General features: G+C 39.7%; 20 protein-coding genes. 1 reads left to right on the forward strand and 19 read right to left on the reverse strand.

The genetic code is table 11. The annotated features are described in order from the left end of the window. Positions 1-8 precede the first annotated feature (8 nt). From sucC to ACIQ7T_RS01050, 13 genes are all read right to left on the reverse strand, one after another. Complete coding sequence (gene sucC / locus ACIQ7T_RS00990; protein WP_370075241.1) at positions 9-1,169, reverse strand: ADP-forming succinate--CoA ligase subunit beta; 1,161 nt, start codon at positions 1,167-1,169, stop codon at positions 9-11. A 162-nt stretch (positions 1,170-1,331) separates the two neighbouring features. Further along, positions 1,332-1,634 (reverse strand): EscU/YscU/HrcU family type III secretion system export apparatus switch protein, encoded by a 303-nt coding sequence (locus ACIQ7T_RS00995; RefSeq protein WP_370075242.1) that lies wholly within the window; start codon positions 1,632-1,634, stop codon positions 1,332-1,334. Continuing rightward, entirely contained in the window at positions 1,631-3,523 is a 1,893-nt protein-coding gene (locus tag ACIQ7T_RS01000) for a hypothetical protein (protein WP_402868150.1), read from the reverse strand. Before ACIQ7T_RS01000 ends, ACIQ7T_RS00995 begins: the two co-directional genes overlap by 4 nt. A gap of 356 nt (positions 3,524-3,879) precedes the next feature. Continuing rightward, positions 3,880-4,638, reverse strand: a complete 759-nt coding sequence (locus ACIQ7T_RS01005) for a ribonuclease HII (RefSeq protein ID WP_402868152.1) — start codon at positions 4,636-4,638, stop codon at positions 3,880-3,882. 749 nt (positions 4,639-5,387) lie between these two features. Then, a complete protein-coding gene (gene ylqF / locus ACIQ7T_RS01010) occupies positions 5,388-6,260 on the reverse strand; it encodes a ribosome biogenesis GTPase YlqF (RefSeq protein WP_402868154.1) in 873 nt (290 codons plus the stop codon). A 56-nt stretch (positions 6,261-6,316) separates the two neighbouring features. Continuing rightward, positions 6,317-6,886 (reverse strand): signal peptidase I, encoded by a 570-nt coding sequence (lepB, locus tag ACIQ7T_RS01015; protein WP_337991310.1) that lies wholly within the window; start codon positions 6,884-6,886, stop codon positions 6,317-6,319. A gap of 106 nt (positions 6,887-6,992) precedes the next feature. After that, a complete protein-coding gene (gene rplS, locus ACIQ7T_RS01020; protein WP_049668419.1) occupies positions 6,993-7,337 on the reverse strand; it encodes a 50S ribosomal protein L19 in 345 nt (114 codons plus the stop codon). A gap of 117 nt (positions 7,338-7,454) precedes the next feature. After that, positions 7,455-8,192 carry a tRNA (guanosine(37)-N1)-methyltransferase TrmD gene (trmD, locus tag ACIQ7T_RS01025; protein WP_370075342.1) on the reverse strand — a complete coding sequence of 246 codons (738 nt, stop codon included), beginning with the start codon at positions 8,190-8,192 and terminating at the stop codon, positions 7,455-7,457. Beyond that, positions 8,192-8,707, reverse strand: a complete 516-nt coding sequence (rimM, locus tag ACIQ7T_RS01030) for a ribosome maturation factor RimM (protein ID WP_370075248.1) — start codon at positions 8,705-8,707, stop codon at positions 8,192-8,194. The genes trmD and rimM overlap by 1 nt, the downstream gene beginning before the upstream one ends. Positions 8,708-9,309: 602 nt before the next feature. After that, a complete protein-coding gene (locus ACIQ7T_RS01035) occupies positions 9,310-9,543 on the reverse strand; it encodes a KH domain-containing protein (RefSeq protein WP_004269410.1) in 234 nt (77 codons plus the stop codon). A 15-nt stretch (positions 9,544-9,558) separates the two neighbouring features. Further along, positions 9,559-9,831: a 30S ribosomal protein S16 gene (gene rpsP, locus ACIQ7T_RS01040; protein WP_142507488.1), complete on the reverse strand. Its 273-nt coding sequence runs from the start codon at positions 9,829-9,831 to the stop codon at positions 9,559-9,561. Between the two features lie 94 nt (positions 9,832-9,925). Beyond that, positions 9,926-11,284 (reverse strand): signal recognition particle protein, encoded by a 1,359-nt coding sequence (ffh, locus tag ACIQ7T_RS01045; protein ID WP_370075250.1) that lies wholly within the window; start codon positions 11,282-11,284, stop codon positions 9,926-9,928. A gap of 12 nt (positions 11,285-11,296) precedes the next feature. Then, the gene (locus tag ACIQ7T_RS01050; protein ID WP_132357463.1) at positions 11,297-11,632 is read right to left on the reverse strand and encodes a putative DNA-binding protein; all 336 of its coding nucleotides are present in this window, start codon (positions 11,630-11,632) and stop codon (positions 11,297-11,299) included. A gap of 339 nt (positions 11,633-11,971) precedes the next feature. Here ACIQ7T_RS01050 and ACIQ7T_RS01055 point away from each other — a divergent pair, with 339 nt between their 5' ends. Further along, positions 11,972-12,157, forward strand: a complete 186-nt coding sequence (locus ACIQ7T_RS01055; protein ID WP_402868158.1) for a hypothetical protein — start codon at positions 11,972-11,974, stop codon at positions 12,155-12,157. Positions 12,158-12,162: 5 nt separating this feature from the next. Here ACIQ7T_RS01055 and ftsY read toward each other — a convergent pair whose 3' ends face one another. The 6 genes from ftsY to fabD form a co-directional block, all read right to left on the reverse strand. Beyond that, positions 12,163-13,410, reverse strand: a complete 1,248-nt coding sequence (gene ftsY / locus ACIQ7T_RS01060) for a signal recognition particle-docking protein FtsY (RefSeq protein WP_370075252.1) — start codon at positions 13,408-13,410, stop codon at positions 12,163-12,165. Next, positions 13,407-16,988: a chromosome segregation protein SMC gene (gene smc, locus ACIQ7T_RS01065; protein ID WP_402868160.1), complete on the reverse strand. Its 3,582-nt coding sequence runs from the start codon at positions 16,986-16,988 to the stop codon at positions 13,407-13,409. The genes ftsY and smc overlap by 4 nt, the downstream gene beginning before the upstream one ends. A 3-nt stretch (positions 16,989-16,991) precedes the next feature. Next, positions 16,992-17,756 carry a ribonuclease III gene (rnc, locus tag ACIQ7T_RS01070; RefSeq protein WP_370075254.1) on the reverse strand — a complete coding sequence of 255 codons (765 nt, stop codon included), beginning with the start codon at positions 17,754-17,756 and terminating at the stop codon, positions 16,992-16,994. A gap of 666 nt (positions 17,757-18,422) precedes the next feature. Beyond that, positions 18,423-18,659: an acyl carrier protein gene (gene acpP / locus ACIQ7T_RS01075; protein ID WP_036124798.1), complete on the reverse strand. Its 237-nt coding sequence runs from the start codon at positions 18,657-18,659 to the stop codon at positions 18,423-18,425. A 57-nt stretch (positions 18,660-18,716) separates the two neighbouring features. Further along, a complete protein-coding gene (gene fabG / locus ACIQ7T_RS01080; RefSeq protein ID WP_402868163.1) occupies positions 18,717-19,463 on the reverse strand; it encodes a 3-oxoacyl-[acyl-carrier-protein] reductase in 747 nt (248 codons plus the stop codon). Continuing rightward, the gene (gene fabD, locus ACIQ7T_RS01085; RefSeq protein ID WP_402868165.1) at positions 19,456-20,409 is read right to left on the reverse strand and encodes an ACP S-malonyltransferase; all 954 of its coding nucleotides are present in this window, start codon (positions 20,407-20,409) and stop codon (positions 19,456-19,458) included. Before fabD ends, fabG begins: the two co-directional genes overlap by 8 nt. Positions 20,410-20,600: the final 191 nt, after the last annotated feature.

Below are 20,600 nucleotides of genomic sequence, written 5' to 3' on the forward strand. Positions count from 1 at the left end.
TGCCTTCCTTAGCCTACTAGTCCCACAATTTTTTGTGCACCGTCAGCCATTGAATCCGCTGCAACGATGTTCAAACCAGATGCATTTAAAATTTCTTTTCCAAGTTCTACATTTGTACCTTCTAAACGTACAACTAACGGCACAGCTAGTCCAATTTCTTTGGCAGCTGCTACAACACCCTCAGCGATAATGTCACATTTCATAATTCCGCCAAAAATGTTTACAAAGATGCCTTTTACATGTGAATCAGAAAGGATGATTTTGAAAGCTTCTGTTACTTTTTCTGCCGTAGCGCCGCCACCTACATCTAAGAAGTTAGCGGGGCTTCCGCCATAATAGCTAATTGTGTCCATTGTAGCCATCGCAAGACCAGCTCCATTAACCATACAGCCAATATTGCCATCTAACGAAATATAGCTAAGGTCATATTTTGATGCTTCGATTTCCTTTGGATCTTCTTCATCAAAATCACGTAATTCGACAATATCTTTATGACGATACAACGCATTTGCATCGAAATTAAATTTAGCATCTAATGCCAAAACTTCTCCTTGCCCAGTTATAACAAGTGGATTAATTTCTACAATAGAAGCATCTTTGTCGATAAATGCTTGATATAAGCCTAACATTAATTTAACAGCTTTCCCTACTAGGTTAGCTGGAATATTCATATTGAACGCCATGCGACGTGCCTGGAAACCTGTTAATCCCACAACAGGATCCACAACTTCTTTGAAGATTTTTTCTGGATGTGATTCCGCTACTTCCTCAATATCCATGCCGCCCTCTTCTGATCCCATCACTGTTACACGGGATGTTGCGCGGTCTAATACTAAACTTAAATAGTATTCTTTTTGAATATCAGAACCCTCTTCAATATATAAGCGTTTTATTTCTTTTCCTTCAGGACCTGTTTGATGAGTTACTAAAATTTTGCCTAGTAATTCTTTTGCATATGTACGCACCTCGTCAAGGTTTTTAGCGATTTTTACGCCACCTGCTTTACCGCGTCCACCTGCATGAATTTGCGCCTTGACTACTGTCACATTAGAGCCAAGTTCCTTTGCTACTTTCACTGCTTCATCAGGGGAAAAAGCAACTTTTCCGTTCGGTACAGCTACACCATATTTTCTAAGAATCTCTTTCCCTTGATATTCATGGATATTCATAATACATCCTCCCATCAAACATTTGCATAAAATTGTTTTACTAACATAATCTATTCTAACGAAAGATTCTGATAAAGTCTACACTTTGTCTTTTATTCATTTTTTATCTTTTAATATGACGTTTTCTTCTGTTTAGTGTACTAAAACAGAGTTTTATGAAAATCAGAATTCTTCGTTTTTTCTGTATTTTTGCGCATATTGTTGATCTAATCGATATATAAATGCAAATACCTCAGCGACAGCTTCGTACAATTCTTCTGGAATTGACTCATTTAAATCTAATTGTCCAAGTAATTGAACAAGGTTAGGATCCTCATAAACCGGGACATCGTGCTCATTCGCGCGTGCTAATATATTTTCCGCTATTTTCCCTTTTCCTTTTGCTACGACTGTCGGACTATCAAAACGTCCTAACTTATACGTGAGAGCGATAGCCTCTTTTCGAGTAAATTTTTCTTCACTCATATGCGAAAATCCACCCCATTATGTTCCTCCTGCTGTTCTACTACAGGGGTTATTTCAGGTTGGTTTTTTTCAAATTGTTTAATAAAAACGCCTGAAAGTTGATACTCTTTTTCAGCTAGTCCTTTTTTTAATGCTGCTTTTAGTGGTTCTGCAAGCGGAATAATATCATTATTTTCATTAAATACTGTCACAGAAACTACACGATTTTGAACCTGCATATCAATAACCGTCTCTTTCATAGATTCCATTTGTAAATAAAATAATATACGCGCATAATTGGCATCAATTTTACCATCTTCCTTCATGCGTCCATTCCACTGTAATGTTGCATCCATTTTCTTGCCGAAGAATTCCAATGGTACTTGCATAATAAGCTGGTGCTGATGGCCATTCTCTCCTGATGCTAGCTGCATGCCATTCATACGTGCCATTAACATTTCCGCAGCTTCCTTCAGCTGCGGAGTAACATGTGTTTCCTGCAATAATGTATGTAGCTGAGGTTTTAATTGATGGGCAATCTGCTGTAAATCTGCTGACTTATTACTAAGTGTCGCTTCATAGCTAACTCCTAGATTTTTTAATACCGTTTTAAGTGCATGTTCCATTGCTTTACTGTCCATAGAATTTTGTACATGGGCATCTGCCTGCGTAACGATCTGTTGAATCATTGATTGCGGGGATTCAACACTATTTTTCATAAGACTTCGCATGAATGCTTCATTTTGTAGTGGAGTAGTAGCTTCATGCTTTAAAAGCGATAATAAATGGTCCTTTACTGAAAGAGCATTGGCGTCTTGTGTAAATAAACGCTCCGAAGAATTTTCTGCAAATGCTTTTATAAGCTGTTCTTGCATCTGTTTTGCGAAAATCTCTAGCGTTTGTTTAGTTGCTGGTAGCTGATTAAATCGATCTATAAGTTGATTTAATGACTGCTTTTGTTCATTGGTAAGCAAACTTTGATTTGCTGTCCAAGATTTAAGCTGGTCAACAAGATGATTTATATTGTCAGATTTTGTCGTTAAAATGGTTTGAATAACTTCTCCAGCTTGTTGGAACTGATTTGACTGTATAGACTTTATATCGCTAAGACTTGACCAGTTTTGCAAAGTTGCCTGCTGAGGAAGTATCCCTGCCTCTTTTAAGATATTCATGGCTTGAATCTTTTCACTCATAGAAGCAGCATTATTCGTTAATATTTGTATGGACTTGGCAAGTACTAAACTACCTGTTTCTACTTCAAAAGGCTTTGCAATAGCCTGTACTTGTTGCATTAGATTTTGCTTAAGGTTTTCTGGTAAAGCTATATCCTTCGTTAAAAGTTGCGTAAAGTTTTCCATTACGGAAATCATGCCATTCGTTTTTTGTCCACTAATAAGAGCTTGAAAAACATCATTTGTCATCGGCATTTTAAGCTCCACCATTTTTTGAATGGCTTGCAGGGCATCCATCTTAGTAACACCCTCTGGTAATGCCTTTAACCACACTTCTGCCTGCATCAGCTGCTCTTTTGAAATCGGTAGCTGCGCTTTCATAAAATGAGCTAGAATTTGCTGCATCTCAGCTGTTTTGGGCAAATTCATTGATTCAAGTAACTGATTAATTTGTTGACTTTGAGAAGCCGTTTGCTCCATAGGGCCGGTAACAACTTTTAGTTCTGTTTGTGGGCTTGTACCAGTTACTTGGAAGAAGTGGGCATCACCTGCTTTTAGCGGCACTTCGAGTTTAGCAATAAATTTCTGCTGACCAACTTGTATTTCTGCCATTTGATCTGGATATAATTGTTTGATTGTTCCTTGAAATACTTGTCCTTGTTTTAAAGTAAGTGGCTGATTAGTTGGGGTTAAAGCAGTTTGTTGCATTTGAATCGGATTAAAAGATGTGGCTGTCATATACATACTCCTTTCATCAACTACTCCTTAGCGTAATTGGCGTCCTTTTTTAACGTGGGGACGATTTCTGCTCCGACTGAACGCTTTCCTAGGGGGGCGCAGGCGTAGCTCAAATCAACTTATCCACATGATATACGTTTTAACAAATGTCATTTCTAATTTTCGCTTGGTGTGCCTGTTAAATGACATCCGCCGGAACATTAACTTATCTCAGCGGATGTTTGTACAATAAATATTTGTAGCTGTCGCTTTGCTTTCACTACATAAAACATCTGTAGCTGTCGCTTTGCTTTCGCTACATAAAACATCTGTAGCTGTCGCTCCGCTTTCGCTACATAAAACATTGCTGAAACAAGTTAAAGCATTGACTTTATCGGCTCAAATGATTTGCGATGATGAATAGTTGGACCAAATTCTTCAAGGGCTATTAAATGCTGTTTTGTTCCATATCCTGCATGTTGAGCAAAACCATACATAGGAAATTCCTCGTCCAATTGATCCATATAATCATCTCGAGCCGTTTTTGCCAATATGGATGCAGCTGCAATAGCTAAGCTTTTCGCATCCCCTTTAATTATTGAATCCTGTGGAATAGAGATTGGTAGCGTCATAGCATCGACTAGCACATAATTAGGTTTAATAGATAATGATTCTACACTTGTCTTCATCGATTGCTTCGTCGCTTCGTAAATATTTAATTCATCAATTTGTTGTGCTGATTGGAAATGGATAAAATAACATAATGCATGCTCTTTTACTAAAGCAGCATACGCATTGCGTTTATCTTTTGATAATTGCTTTGAATCATTTAATCCGACTAGAGCCTCACAGTTTACAGGTAAAATAACAGCAGCAGTTACTACTGGTCCTGCTAACGGTCCACGCCCTGCTTCATCTACCCCTGCAATTAAGGTATTTTCTCCTCCGTAGCTTCGATCGAAATCAATTTTCGCTTGATGTTCCTGCAGTATCTGTTGCTTTTTCTCTTGACGCTTTTGCCAGCTTTGCCAAGCCTTTTGCACGCCTGCACGTTCATCGGTTGCTACCCCCGTCATCCAGTCCTGCCATTCCTCCGCTTCCTTCAATGCTGTAGTAATTTCTTTAATCGTTTTCATATATATACTCCCTTTTTGTCTACATCAACAGTTTAAAACATTTTGCGCTGATTGTTATCGAACATTCTACTAATATCAGCCATTTTTTCACTAGAAGGTAGTGGATTCTCTCAAAATATGGATCATCATCATAACGTGTGGTTGATTTCCGTTCCGGCTGGGCGCTTTATTGCTGCCGCTTCGCTTTCGCACAGATAAAACATTTGCCGCTGACGCTTCGCTTTCGCGCAGATAAAACATTTGCCGCTGACGCTTCGCTTTCGCGCAGATAAAACATTTGCCGCTGACGCCAGAGCAAAGCTTCCTGGGGGCGTCTGATGAGCCGCTTCACTCGCGCTGCTCGCTACAGGGTCTCATCTGTGACGCTGATCCCCAAGGAGTCGCCCAACCTCCACTCCAATCAACTTATATATAGCATATGTTTTAATAAAAGACATCCTCAACTTTTGGTGATAAACCAAAAATATGTATTCCCTTTTTTCTATATCAATAATAATATAATTTCTTTTTCTCGCTCTATATCATTTATCGGCAAAAAGAAGTATTCCTAAAAGAAAAACTGTCACGCTCACGATTTAAGGCGTGAGTATGACAGTTTTACGTTCGTTATCCCGCATTAACGGGCAGTAATTTATTTGTATCGAAAGCAAAGATTTTAGGTGAGGGATTCACTGCTCGTAAATGCCCGATTGGTGAAGACTAATAATCAGCGGAGATGAAAAACGCCCACTAATTAAAGTTTCGTATTATTACTGCTCTGTTTCTTTTTCAAGTTGTTCGGCAACAAAGTCAAATGTTAGTTTGCCTAATTGTAACCCACGAATATCGCGAACGATTAGTTGAGCTACTTGATCATAATCGATTTCTCCTCCAGTACCGAAAACACGACGAAGTTTACCGATATGATCGAAGGTATCCACTAAATCTTCATGGATAAACTGGAAGCCATAGCGTTCTTCCATTCGTGCCGGATAATGAACGGATAAAAAGCGTAGACCATATACAGCTAAATCCTCCATATTCGTTATTGTATCCTTTATAGCACCTGTTAAGGCTAATTTAAAGCCTACTTCTTGATCTTCGAATTTCGGCCATAAAATACCTGGTGTATCGAGTAATTCTAGCTCCTTGCCTACCTTTATCCATTGTTGAGCCTTAGTTACCCCTGGAGTATTCCCCGTTTTTGCTATATTTTTCTTTGCTAGACGATTAATGAGCGTCGATTTCCCTACGTTAGGAATTCCAACAATCATTGCACGAATAGCTCTTGGCTTCATCCCACGTGACTTCATACGGTCAAATTTTTCTTTTAATATTTCTTGAGCAGCCTTTGTAACCTGCTGTAATCCTTTGCCTTCAAGGGAATTGATTGCTACTGCTTTATGGCCACGTTGTGCAAAATATTCAACCCATTTACGTGTTTCGTGCTCATCTGCCATATCTTGTTTATTTAAGATAAGGAGACGCGGTTTTTGATTAATCACTTCGTCTATCATCGGATTTCGGGAAGATAGCGGTAAACGTGCATCTATTAATTCAAATATAATATCAACTAGCTTTAATTTTTCTGTTACTTCTCTACGGGCCTTTGCCATATGCCCCGGAAACCATTGTATAGTCATATCTATACCTCCTAAACTAAAAGAAAAAGGGAGTGTTTAGCCCTCCCTTTCAAGAATTACTTTACAATTTTAATATCACTGAACGGCCAGAAAATCAGACTTGTATTACCAATAATCTCTTTCTGATCGACGACTCCAATAATACGACTATCCTTACTGTATCGACGATTATCTCCCATAACGAAAACATAGCCTTCTGGAATTACATTATCTTTTAGGTTTACATCAATGTCTTTTAATGTAAAATCCTCGGTTAAAGTACCTTCTGTAATTTTTGATTTGTAAGCATCTAAATAAGGCTCATCTATCGGTTCACCGTTAATGTATAATTGGTCATTTTTATATTCCAATGTCTCTCCCGGAAGCCCAATAACACGTTTAATATAGTTTTTCTTCTCAGGAGCATGGAATACAACAATATCAAAGCGTTTTGGTTCACCTATTTTATAACCAATTTTATTCACAATCATACGGTCGCCATCTTCAAGGGTTGGCATCATGGATTGGCCATCTACTGCAATGGGTGTAAATAAAAAATAACGAATAATCGCTGCAATCGCAAATGCAATTAGAAGTGCCTTTGTCCATTCCCATAATTCATTCTTTTCCTTTATCTGCTTTTCCATCGAGATTTGCCCCCTTGTCTATCCTCATTTTAGTTGATAGCTATTTAAGATGACAAGCAAAAAGAAAAGGGGCTTGTTACACAAGCCCCTCACTTTTAAGTCATAATTATCGAATTTCTTTAATACGAGCAGCTTTACCACGTAGGTTACGTAGGTAGTAAAGTTTAGCACGACGTACTTTACCACGACGTACAACTTCTAAGTTAGCGATTTTTGGTGTGTGTACAGGGAATGTACGTTCAACACCTACACCGTAAGAAATTTTACGAACTGTGAAAGTTTCGCTAATACCGCCACCACGACGTTTAATTACTACACCTTCGTATACTTGGACACGTTCACGAGTACCCTCTACTACTTTCACGTGTACTTTAACAGTATCACCAGGACGGAAAGTTGGTAGATCAGTGCGAAGTTGAGCTTTTGTAATCTCTGTAATAATGTTTGACATTGTTTTTCTCTCCTTAGACAGATGCTCTTGCACGCAATCTATGCCACAGCGGAACACCGTAATTCAGTACTTCACATAGAAGTACAGATTAGATGTTATCATAAATATAGATAGCAATCAAGCATCTTTATCGTTGTTTTTAAGTTTTTCTAAATACAATTTTTGCTTGTCTGTTAATGGATAATTCTCGAGTAAATCAGGACGACGCTCGAATGTTCTTTTCAAAGACTCTTCCGTACGCCATTGCTCAATCTTTGCGTGATTACCCGATAGTAAAACATCAGGTACTTTCATTCCGCGAAATTCAGCAGGGCGTGTATAATGTGGGTGCTCTAGAAGACCCGTTGAGAACGAATCTTGTATGTGGGAATCCTCTTGTCCTAAAACCCCCGGCAGAAGTCGTACAACGCTATCTATAACCGTCATAGCCCCTAGCTCGCCACCAGTTAATACGAAATCTCCAATTGAAATCTCGTCTGTGACAAGATGCTGACGAATGCGTTCATCATAACCTTCATAATGCCCACATAAAAATACTAGTTCTTTTTCTTGCGCTAGCTCTTCTGCCTTTTTTTGAGTAAAGCGTTCACCTTGCGGACACATCAAAATGATACGAGGATTTTTCCCTTCTGTAATAGCCTCTACAGCGCTAAACATCGGCTCTGGTTTTAATACCATTCCCGCACCACCACCATACGGATAATCGTCTACTTGATTATGCTTGTTACCTGAAAATCCACGGAGATCAGTTACTTCCAGATTTACAGCACCTTTTTCCTGTGCTTTCTTTAATATGGATGCTCCAAAAACACCTGTAAACATATCCGGAAATAAACTTAACACATGAATATTCATCATAGAAGACCTTCCATTACATGTATCACTATTTTCTTCTCATTAACATCAATTTCCTTGACGATATCCTCGATATATGGGATGTAATGCTCTTTTTTAGTGCCCTTGACTACCCATACATCGTTAGCGCCTGTTTGAAGAATGTCAGTCACTGCCCCGATTGTTTCGCCTTCTTCAGATACAATTGTACAGCCAATTATTTCGTGGAAGAAATATTCATTTTCCTTTAATAAATCATCTGTCATTTGATCTTTCGTAATTTTGAGCATTCCTTCTTTGAAAGGCTCAACCAAGTTGATGTTATTCATTCCCTCAAAGGTTAACAAAATAAAGTTTTTATGACGACGCATTGATTCAATTGTTACCCACGTTGGCTTTTTATCGTCTTTTTTAAACGCCGCAAGCTTTATTCCTACTGCGAAGCGCTCTTCCTCAAAATCTGTTGTTGATAACACACGCACCTCACCGCGAATACCGTGTGTATTGACAATACGACCTACATTAAACCATTCCATTCAAATCTCACCTCATATCAATTTCGCCTTGGCGGAATTGCGTCCGGATTTTGAATTGTGCCCGCACAATTCATTCCTTTAAAAATCCGTGACATCCGCCGGAGGCTTTAGGCCAACGTGATGTTGGTCACTCAGTCGTCGCCACAGGACGTGGCGTTCTTAGACTGAGTTCCTTTATATCAGCGGGTGTTTGACACCCACTGAAAAGGAATCACATCCTCATTCATCTCACCACCTAAGAGATGGGAGTCTTATGCTGAATGAAGATAAAAATGCTAAACATGCTCATCCCCGTCAAGCTCCTTGCTAATCAGATCAAAAAGCAACCTTCTCTCACGTTTCACCTACAAAAGCAGTTTAACTTTTGGTGGACGGTGTTATAGCTTAGACGTTGACCAGTCTTCCTCAATGTCATTATGTTCAATTATCTCTCAATGTAACTACGATAATAAAAAAAGGAAGGAACCGGCAAGCTCCTTCCTTTCAAGTCCAGATTTTACGCTTTACCTCAAGGCCACTTCGAATTCCTAAGCGCATGTAAACATACCTGTCAGGACTCTCCAGTGCTTGTTGCATGTAAAAGAGCGTGAAAATCTTTTCTTTCAATCCAATATATCGACGTAGGTCTTTTTTTGATGGTGACTACCCGCCGCTGAATAAACAATTGTACGAATCGCTTTCGCTACTCGCCCTTGCTTGCCTATGACTTTCCCTCGATCCTCTGGATGAACAAAAAGTTTATAAACAATTCGATTTGCATTTTCATCCGTCTCTATACGAACTTCTTCTGGATAATCGACTAACGGTAAAACGATTGCTTCAATCAGCTGCTTCAAAGACCTCGCCCCCGATTATTTACTGAATTTTTGGTTATGGTATTTTTCCATGATACCTTGTTCTGAGAACAAGTTACGCACTGTATCTGATGGTTTTGCACCGTCAGTTAACCATTTAAGAGCTTTCTCTTCATCAATGTTTACAGTAGCTGGTTTAGTTAGTGGGTTGTAAGTACCAACTGTTTCGATTGAACGACCGTCACGTGGTGAACGAGCGTCTGCAACTACGATACGATAGAAAGGAGATTTTTTAGCTCCCATACGTTTTAAGCGAATTTTAACTGCCATTTTAATAGCACCTCCGAATAAGTTTCACACAAGATAGTATATTATCAATGTTTAGGTTGTTTGTAAAGTGTTTTTTCTTAACACCTATAAAATATTATTTAAACAATGAATCGAAGCCTGGTAGTTTCATCTTTTTCTTTCCTTTGCCACTCGCCATGCCTGTCATTTGCTTCATCATTTTTTTCATTTCTTCAAATTGCTTCAATAGACGATTTACCTCTTGAATTGATGTCCCAGAACCCTTCGCTATACGCTTTTTACGGCTACCGTTAATAATTTCTGGATTCGTCTTTTCAGCAGGTGTCATCGAATAAATAATCGCTTCTACACGTCCCATTTGCTTATCATCAACTTTAACATTGTCTAAGCCTTTGATTTTTCCAGCACCTGGTAACATTTTTAAAATTTCGTCAATTGGTCCCATTTTCTTTACTTGCTGCAATTGTTCAACAAAATCATCGAACGTAAAAGACTGAGTTTTAAATTTTTCCTCTAGTTCTTTAGCCTTTGCTTCGTCAACATTTGCCTGAGCTTTTTCAATAAGCGATAGAACGTCACCCATTCCTAATATACGAGATGCCATACGCTCTGGATGGAATGGTTCAAGCGCATCCATCTTCTCACCCATACCGACAAACTTAATGGGCTTCTGTGTAACGGAACGAATTGATAGCGCCGCACCACCACGTGTATCACCATCTAGCTTTGTTAAAACAACTCCTGTAATACCGACCGCTTCATTAAAGCTTTCTGCCACGTTTACAGCATCCTGACCTGTCATAGCATCTACAACTAGGAATACTTCATCCGGCTCTTTTAACGCACGAATATCTTTTAATTCTTGCATTAAATCTTCATCGATATGCAAGCGACCAGCTGTATCGATAATAACGACATCATGATGTTCTTCTTTTGCCAATTCAATTGCCTGACGTGCAATTTCTACTGGTGATACATCGGTTCCTAATGCAAACACAGGTAGGGATAACTGCTTTCCTAATGTTTGTAACTGCTGAACAGCCGCTGGACGATAAACGTCTGCAGCAACTAGTAATGGCTTACGATTATATTTTTTACGTAACACATTTGCCAATTTACCTGTAGTTGTCGTTTTACCTGCACCTTGTAAGCCGACCATCATAATAACAGTTGGTGGCTTTGTATTAAATTTAATTGGGCTTTGCTCGCCACCCATTAATTCTGTTAATTCTTCTTGTACGATTTTAATAACTTGCTGACCTGGTGTTAAGCTTTGCATAACATCTACACCGACAGCACGTTCACTGACCTTTTTAACGAATTCTTTGACTACTTTTAAGTTAACATCCGCCTCGATTAAAGCAAATCGGACTTCGCGCATCATTTCTTTAACGTCTTGTTCCGATACTTTACCTTTACCTTTAATCTTTTGGATCGTTCCTTGGAGTCGTTCCGCTAATCCTTCAAAAGCCATTGCTTTCGCCTCCTAATCCCATTCTTTCAACTGTTCTATAAGCGTTAGCTGCTCTTCAATTGTCATACTTTGTTCTGTAATCCCTGTTGTTAGCTGCGCAAGCATTTGTGTACGTTGTTGAAATTTTTCAAGTAAACATAGTTTTTCTTCATATTCTTCAAGCATCGCTTCTGTTCGACGAATATTATCATAAACAGCTTGGCGCGAAACCCCATACGATTCAGCGATTTCTCCAAGTGAGTGATCATCTAAATAATAGAGCTCCATATAACTTCGTTGCTTATCTGTTAATAATGCTTGATAAAAGTCGAAGAGAAAGTTCATGCGTGTTGTTTTTTCAAGTAGCATCGAATGTTTCTCCTCCCGTTATTAGTCATTTGTATCATAACGAAAAGCGCCCGTCTGTGTCAAGGTAATCTCCTTGTCTAAAAGCTTTAATTAACTGCTTTTTAGGCGTTTTTCACCTATAGCTAGTATTTCCCTTTTAAACAATGCGATTCACCTGCACAGACGAGCGCAATTACAAATTTACTTACTTAAATGTTAATCCTCGGATCATCACCAAGCGTGTGGTTGATTTCCGTTCCGACTGGGCGCTTTGTTGTTGTTGTTGCTGTCGCTACGCTTTCGCACAGAACAAAGCTTCCTGGGGGCGTCCGATGAGCCGCTTGGGGCAACAGATGTTTTTTGCGCGAAAGCGTAGTGCTAACGAAGCGTCAGCAGCAGGATGTTGGTCACGAAGGCGTTATCACAGGACGTGATGTTCTTAGCCTTCGTTCCTCTATTGCTAATCCCCAAGGAGTCGCCCAGCCTCCACTCCAATCAACTTATTTACATAGTATACGTTTTAACAAAAGTCATCCACATCGGTGATGAACCTAGTCCTCACTATTTTGTAATTCTTTATCTAAACCTTCAGCAAATAAGCCATACACATAACGCTCTGCATCAAATGGTTGTAAATCATCCATTTTTTCACCAAGACCAACAAACTTCACAGGAATGTGTAATTTATTACGAATAGCAAGAACAATACCACCTTTTGCAGTGCCGTCAAGCTTCGTTAAAACGATCCCCGTTACATTTGTAGCTTCCTTAAATGTTTGTGCTTGAACAAGTGCATTTTGACCTGTTGTTGCATCTAATGCTAATAGTACTTCATGCGGAGCATTCGGTACCTCACGTGAGATTACTCGATGAACTTTTTCAAGCTCATTCATTAAGTTTACTTTGTTTTGTAAGCGCCCTGCTGTATCACAAATTAACACATCTGCATTACGGTTTTTCGCTGCACGAATTGCATCATACATAACCGCTGCTGGATCTGAACCTTCCGATTGTTTAATCACTTCACAGCCTACACGATCTCCCCAAACTTGTAATTGATCGATGGCACCAGCACGGAAAGTATCACCTGCTGCTAAAACAACTGTTTTACCTTGTGATTTCAGACGATGCGCAAGTTTACCGATTGTCGTCGTTTTCCCAACACCGTTTACCCCTACGAATAAAATTACCGTAAGCTCACCTTTAGGTTGCATATTAAGCTCGATTAAATCCTCTTCTCCTTGCTCATAAATTTCCACAAGTTTTTCAGAAATAATCGTTTGAATACCGTCCGTATCTTTTATATTTTTACGCTGAACCTCAAAGCGTAATTTGTCCATTAGCTCCATTACTGTTTCAAAGCCAACGTCTGCCTGTAATAATAAATCTTCTAATTCTTCAAAGAAATCTTCATCCACTTTTCGATAACGAGCAACTAGGTCGTTTACTTTAGAAGTAAATGAATTACGCGTTTTTTCAAGACCAGCCTTGAACTTTTGTGTAATAGACCATGCAGAAGGTTTTTTCTCCTGTACAGGTTCTTCTACTACTGCGACCTCTTGCACCTCTTGTTGCTCTTGATCTTCAATTGCTACAGGAGTCTCTGTTTCAATTGAGGTTTCCGTTACAGAAAGATCCTCGGCTTTTTCCATTTCATCTACAGTTGCTTCAATTTGAGCAGGCTTTGTTGCTTCGTCTTGCTTCTGTTCAGCAGCTTCTTCTTCATTGATTGCTACTACTTTTTCTTCCTCGATGGGATTGCCTGTCAATTTATCTTTTAAACGTTTAAAAAAACTCATGCTTGTTCGCTCCTTTGCTCCGCAAGTACGGGTTCATCTTCCAATTTTACTGATACAAGTTTAGATACGCCAGATTCCTGCATTGTAATACCATACAACACATCCGCTCCCTCCATCGTTCCTTTACGATGTGTGATCACAATAAATTGCGTATTACGGCTAAATTTCTTCAAATATTGACTATATCGAACGACATTTGCCTCATCTAAAGCCGCTTCTACCTCATCGAGAATACAAAATGGTACAGGTCGAATATTTAGGATGGAGAATAATAAAGCGATTGCGGTTAGTGCACGTTCGCCACCTGAAAGCAAGCTTAGATTTTGTAATTTTTTACCTGGGGGTTGTGCTACAATTTCTATACCTGTTTCTAGCAGATTCTGAGGGTCCAATAACACTAAATCCGCCTGTCCTCCACCAAATAATTCACGGAATACGAGTTTAAATTGCTCTCGAATGGCATAGAAGGTTTCACTAAATCGTAGCGTCATTTCTTCATCCATTTCTTTTATAGCCTCATGTAATGTTTCCTGTGCAGCAAGTAAATCCTCACGCTGCTCTGTTAAAAATGAATGGCGTTCAAGTACGCGATCGTATTCCTCAATGGCGCTCAAATTAACAGGACCTAGCTCTTCTATAGATTTCTTCAGTAATTTCACTCGACGTCGCATATGCTCTTCATCTTCAATTGCAAGGGCTAACTCTTCAGCTTCCTCATATGATAGCTGATAGTTTTCTTCTAGCTGTTCATTGAAATTATTGATTTCAAACTCTACGCGACTTCGCTTCAATTCATTTGCACGTATTGCTTCAAGGTAGCCTTTATGTGTACGTTGCAATTCCTTCAGCTGTTCTTCTAAAGTAGTAAGCTCTTGTTGTTGTGCTACTTTTTCATCTTTTTTCTGTGAAATAGTGTCTTGCAACGAATCTCTTCTCGTTTTCCACGTAGCAACTTGCTCATCCACTTCTTCATCGCTTAAAAGTTTTGTCGATTCATCAGATTGAAGCCAGATTATTTCCTGAGAAATATTTTCGACTTTTTGACGAGCTTTGTTTAATTGTAGAGCTAACTCTGCTGTAGCAATTTGCACTTGTGACATTTGCTCCTGCATTACCGCTAACTGCGAGCGTTTTTCCGCTGACTGCTCACGAAGTAAATCTTTCTCCGATTCACTTTGTAGCTTCACCTTACTTAGTTGCTCCACTGTTTCATTTATCTCTAACAGTTCTGTTGCTAATGCCGTTAAACGCTCCGTAGCCGCTTCCTTTTGAGCTAACAATGCTTCTTCGCGTGTTTTTACATCTTGTGTCTCATTAGAAGCAAAAGATACACGTGCAGACAAGCTTTTCTCACCAACCTCTAGCTCGCGTATACGACTCGCCTGTTGCATTTCATCTTTTCGAAGTTGCTCACCGTCAAGTTTCAATTGTTCTACTTTGTCTCGCAGTGTTGCAAGCTTCTCTTTCTCAACTGAGACAGACTGTTCAGCACTATAAATAGATGCTTCCAACGATTCTAGCTTTACTATTAAACCATCTAATTCCGCTTTTCTTGTAAAGAGTGAAGATTGTTGCTTCATTGCACCACCAGTTAATGAACCACCTGCATTGACGATATCACCTTCAAGTGTTACAACACGATACCTAAACCCACATAAACGAGCAATTTGGCTTGCACCTTCTAAACTTGATGCAACGATAACATTACCAAGGAGGTTCTCGACAATTGTGCGGTTGTTTTCTTCGAACGTTACAAGTGCATCAGCCATTTGGACAAATGCTGGGTGCTCAGTGGCTAGCTGAATCATAGATAGATTGATCTTCCGTGACTTGATAACAGTTTTAGGTAAAAAAGTTGCGCGTCCAGCTCTCTTTTGTTTTAACCAATGAATTGCCTGTTGAGCAAATTGTTCATTGGTTGTCACAATATGTTGAGAGGCTGCTCCTAATGCTGTTTCGATAGCCTGAGAATATTTCCCGTCGACTTGAATTAACTCTGCCACGGCTCCTTCGATCCCAGCTAATTCACCTTTATCACGTGCTAATAATACTTCTTTTACTCCATGGAAGAACCCGGAGAAATCTGCTTCAAGCTCAGCAAGCGTATCTTTTCTAGCTTTCAGTTGCTGCTGATGCTGATAAGCTTTATAAAGCATATCCTGCTTTTCATTAAATGATGCATTGACGTTTTTAAGCTGTATTTGCAATGTTTCATATTGCTCAAGTTTTTCCTGCAATTCTTTAGTTGTTGTGGTATGAGCAACAACTAGCTTCTCTTTTTCAGCTAGAATTTGCGCAAGCTCTTGCCCGATTTCATCAGTCTGGTCTAACATTCGTGTCGCCATCGCTTTTTGCTGCGCTAACTGTTGTTCAATATTTTTCAATTCATTTTTAACTGTTGCTTCTTCATTTAAAGAGTCGATATAGCGGTTTTTTTGTTCTTCAATTTCTTCTTCAATTTCAGAAACTGAGCGATTCAAAGATTGTTCTAATTGCTTAATGCTTTGTTTCAGCGCTGCAACCTCTTGCTGTTTTTCAGTGAACAATTCTTTTTTCTCTTGCTCTTGAGCTATAAGTGCCTCAGCCTCATCTTTTGCTTCCTGTAATGCCGTATTCAATTGAAGTAGTTGATTAGAAGCATTTTGTCGCTTTTCAGCCATTAACGCTTTACGACCATCCCAACGCTCTACCTCCATCGTTGCATTAACAAACTCAGCCTGAGTCGTATCTAGATAATCATCTAACTCTTTTAAAAGCTTACGAATACTTGCAGTTTGCTTTTCTATCGAAGAAATATGATGAGCTTGTTTTTGCTCCGTTTCATATAGCTCCGTATACTCAGCTTTCAGAGCATGCAAAGATTGTGCACAATTTTTTAAATCGTGCACAAGGATAGCAATATCAAAATCCTTTAACTCTGTTGACATTTGCACATAATCTCTTGCACTTGATGCCTGAATTTCTAACGGCTCCAGACGACTGTCTAGCTCATGTAATATATCTAAAACACGATACAAATTTTCATCTGTTTCAACAAGCTTATGCTCTGCCTTTTTCTTTCTTAGTTTATACTTTAATACGCCAGCTGCCTCTTCAAAAATTGAACGACGGTCATCAGGTCGGCTATTTAAAATTTCATCGACACGGCCTTGCGAAATAATGGAAAAGGCCTCTTTCCCAAGTCCTGAGTCCATAAACAAGTCCGTAATATCCTTCAGGCGACACTGCTGGTTATTTAGTAAATATTCACTATCACCTGAACGGTATACGCGTCTTGTTACGCTAACTTCTGTATAAGAAAAAGCTAGCTGTTCATCTGTGTTATCTAAAATTAATGTTACCTCTGCAAAGTTTAGTGGCTTTCGTGAGTCACTTCCAGCAAAAATAACATCCTCCATCTTTGCCCCACGTAACGACTTTGCCGATTGCTCCCCAAGTACCCAACGAATAGCATCAATGACATTACTTTTACCACTACCATTTGGTCCGACCACCGCTGTAACACCAGGTACAAAATCAACTCCAATGCGTTCCGCAAAAGATTTAAAGCCAATCACTTCGAGTCGTTTTAGGAACATCTATTAAGCCTCCTCTTTTGCAGTTTGCTCACGCATTGAACGCATCGCACATTGCGCAGCTTGCTGCTCGGCTTCTTTTTTTGATTTCCCACGACCAATACCCAGCTCTTGCCCATTTAATAGTACGCTCGATACAAAGGTACGGTTATGTGCAGGACCCTTTTCATCAATAATTTCATAATGAAGAAGACCGTTATTTGTTTGCTGTACCATTTCTTGCAATTGGCTTTTGAAATCCATCACATGCGAAAAAGCACCGACTTCTACTTTCGGGAATACGATTCGTTCTAAAAAGCACACAACCGTTTGTAAGCCTTGATCTAAATAAAGGGCACCTACAAATGACTCAAATACATCTGCAAGTAACGCTGGGCGTTCCCGTCCACCTGTTAATTCCTCACCTTTTCCAAGTAATACAAAGCGACCAAAGCCTAATTCATTTGCAAAGATAACAAGTGAAGGCTCACATACTATGGATGCTCGTAGCTTCGTCAGTTCACCCTCACTCATATGAGAGTATTTCTCAAAAAGGTATTTAGAAACAGACAGTTCAAGTACTGCGTCTCCTAAAAATTCAAGACGCTCATTATCCGTAAACAATTTACGGCGATGCTCATTCACATAAGATGAATGTGTGAATGCTTGATACAATAAATTTTTATTAATAAATGTGATATTTAATTCATGCTGTAACAGCTCGAATTGATTGCGTACTTTTTCAGGAAGCACGCCAGATTTCTGCATAGTTCCTTTTCTTTTCATAGCCATTGAACAATCTGCCTTCCTAATAGTTTCTACCGTTTAAGTGTACCTTTTTCAAGGCATTTATGCAAAAGTATTTCGGCTTAAATACAATGTTTTGGAAATTATTTTTTTCAAGGCCAATTTCACCTTGGCGTAATTGCCGCTGACGCTTCGCTTTCGCGCAGGAAACATTTGCCGCTGACGCTTCGCTTTCGCGCAGGAAACATTTGCCGCTGACGCTTCGCTTTCGCGCAGGAAACATTTGCCGCTGACGCTTCGCTTTCGCGCAGATAAACAATGCGTCCGATGGCTTTAGGCCAACGTGATGTTGGTTACTCAGTCGTCGCCACAGGACGTGGCGTTCTTAGACTGAGTTCCTTAATATCAGTAGGTGTTAGGACACTCACTAAAAAGGAACGACTATTGTATTCTTCTTACCACCTTCACAAGTGAGTGTCTTCTACTGAATAAAGATAAAAAAGAGGACGATCATGGTTCGCTAAACGAACCATTTCGTCCCCTTTTTAAATACACCTCAGCATAGTATCTGCTCTTCCACTGAAGTAAAGCATGAGTAACTTCTGCTAAAGGCTTTAACTTTATTTAATCATAAACATTTATTGTATAATGACCGCATTCATGTCAACACCGATAGAGGTGATTAATTTCTGCTCAATAAAGTTAAACGGATTAGTTTAATTTACTTTCGATGTATGAAATTGCAGAACCAACTGTTGAGATTTTCTCAGCATCTTCATCAGAAATTTCCATATCGAATTCGTCTTCAAGCTCCATTACAAGCTCAACTACGTCTAATGAGTCAGCACCTAAATCATCACGGAAAGAAGCTTCTAGTGTAACTTCACTTTCTTCAACACCTAAACGGTCCACGATTACTTTTGTTACGCGTTCTAATACTGTAGACAAAACATTCACCTCCCCTCAATGATTATACAAAAAATCATTATCTATGACTAATTGAAATTACATTACCATACCGCCATCTATATGTAACGTTTGACCTGTCATATAGTTAGCATCATCTGAAGCTAGAAAAGCTACGGCCTTTGCAATATCCTCAGGCTGCCCAAGTTTTGCTAGAGGAATTTGCGTAAGCATACCTTGCTTTAAATCTTCTGGTAGTTGCTCAGTCATTTCAGTTTCTATAAAGCCTGGTGCAATTGCATTTACTAAAATATTACGTGATGCTAATTCCTTTGCAGTTGTTTTAGTTAACCCAATAACACCGGCTTTTGCAGCTACGTAGTTAGCTTGCCCTGCATTACCAGCTACACCGACAATCGATGAAATATTGATGATACGGCCTGCACGTTGCTTCATCATTTGACGTGTTACTGCTTTCGTACAAAGGAAAACACCTTTTAAGTTCGTATCTAGCACAGCGTCCCATTCATCTTCTTTCATACGCATTAACAAGTTATCACGCGTAATGCCCGCATTATTGACTAAAATATCAAGCGAGCCGAATGTTTTCACCGCTACATCCATTAATGCTGAAACTTCCTCTGTTTTTGAAACACTCGCTTGTACGGCTATTGCCTCGCCGCCATTCTCTTGAATCGCCGCGACAACTTCCTCTGCCTTCGCCTGTGAACCGCTGTAGTTAACGACAACTTTAGCACCCTCGTCAGCAAGCTTTAATGCAATAGATCTTCCTATTCCACGTGAAGCACCCGTTACAACAGCTACTTTACCCTCTAATTTACGCATTAATTGTCCACTCCTTCGCCGCTTCTAGTACAGCCTCTAATGATGCTTCATCATAAACGCAGTATGTTGCAACAGATCGGTCGATTTTTTTCACTAATCCACTTAATACTTTGCCTGGTCCACACTCAATAAAGACATCCACACCTTGCGCAATCATTTCACGCACAGATGCTTCCCATTGCACAGCGCTATATACTTGTTCTACTAATTCATGCTGAACAGCTGGAACATCCTCTAATCCTTTCGCCATTACATTGCCGATTACAGGAATTTGTGGAGCTGATAATGATATATCAGCCAACGCTGCTTTTAATTTTTCAGATGATGGTCGCATTAGCTCTGAATGGAATGGACCACTAACAACTAAAGGAATTGCTCGTTTTGCACCAGCTTCTTTTGCCGCTAAAGAAGCCTTTTCAACGCCTTCTTTTGTACCAGAAATAACGATTTGCCCTGGACAGTTTACATTCGCTACCTGAACTGGCTCACCTGCTGCAGATACTTTTTCAGTTACTTCATGCAGTGCCTCAAGCTCCATCCCCAGAATAGCTGCCATAGCACCTTGCCCTGCAGGTACAGCTTCATTCATATAAAGCCCCCGCTTATGCACAACAGAAACTGCATCCTCAAACGAGAGCACACCAGCGATTACTAATGCACCATATTCTCCAAGTGAATGTCCAGCTGCAAAATTTGGTGTTATACCTGCCGCACGTAATTTTTCTGCAACCATTACACCAGTAGTTAAGAGTGCCGGTTGTGCATGGTAAGTCAATGTGAGCTCCTCAGCTGGTCCCTCTAACATCAGCTTAGATAGCTCAAAGCCAAGCGATTGATTTGCACGCTCATAAAATGCTTTACTTTCTGCCGCATTCTCAATAAACTCTTGCCCCATCCCAACTACTTGAGAACCTTGGCCTGGAAAAACAAATGCTATTTTCGTCATTTTTTATTAATCCCCTTTTTAATCAATTATGCCTCGGCCTAATTTGCGTCCGCCGGAGGCTTTAGGCCAACATGATGTTGGTCACTCAGTCGTGTGTTGTTGCTGACGCTGCGCTTTCGCACACATAAATTGCCACAGGACGTGGCGTTCTTAGACTGAGTTCCTCTATTTCAGTGGGTGTTTGGACACCC

The sequence above is a fragment of the Lysinibacillus sp. NPDC096212 genome (assembly GCF_044763105.1).
In the GTDB taxonomy this organism is placed as follows: Bacteria; Bacillota; Bacilli; order Bacillales_A; family Planococcaceae; genus Lysinibacillus.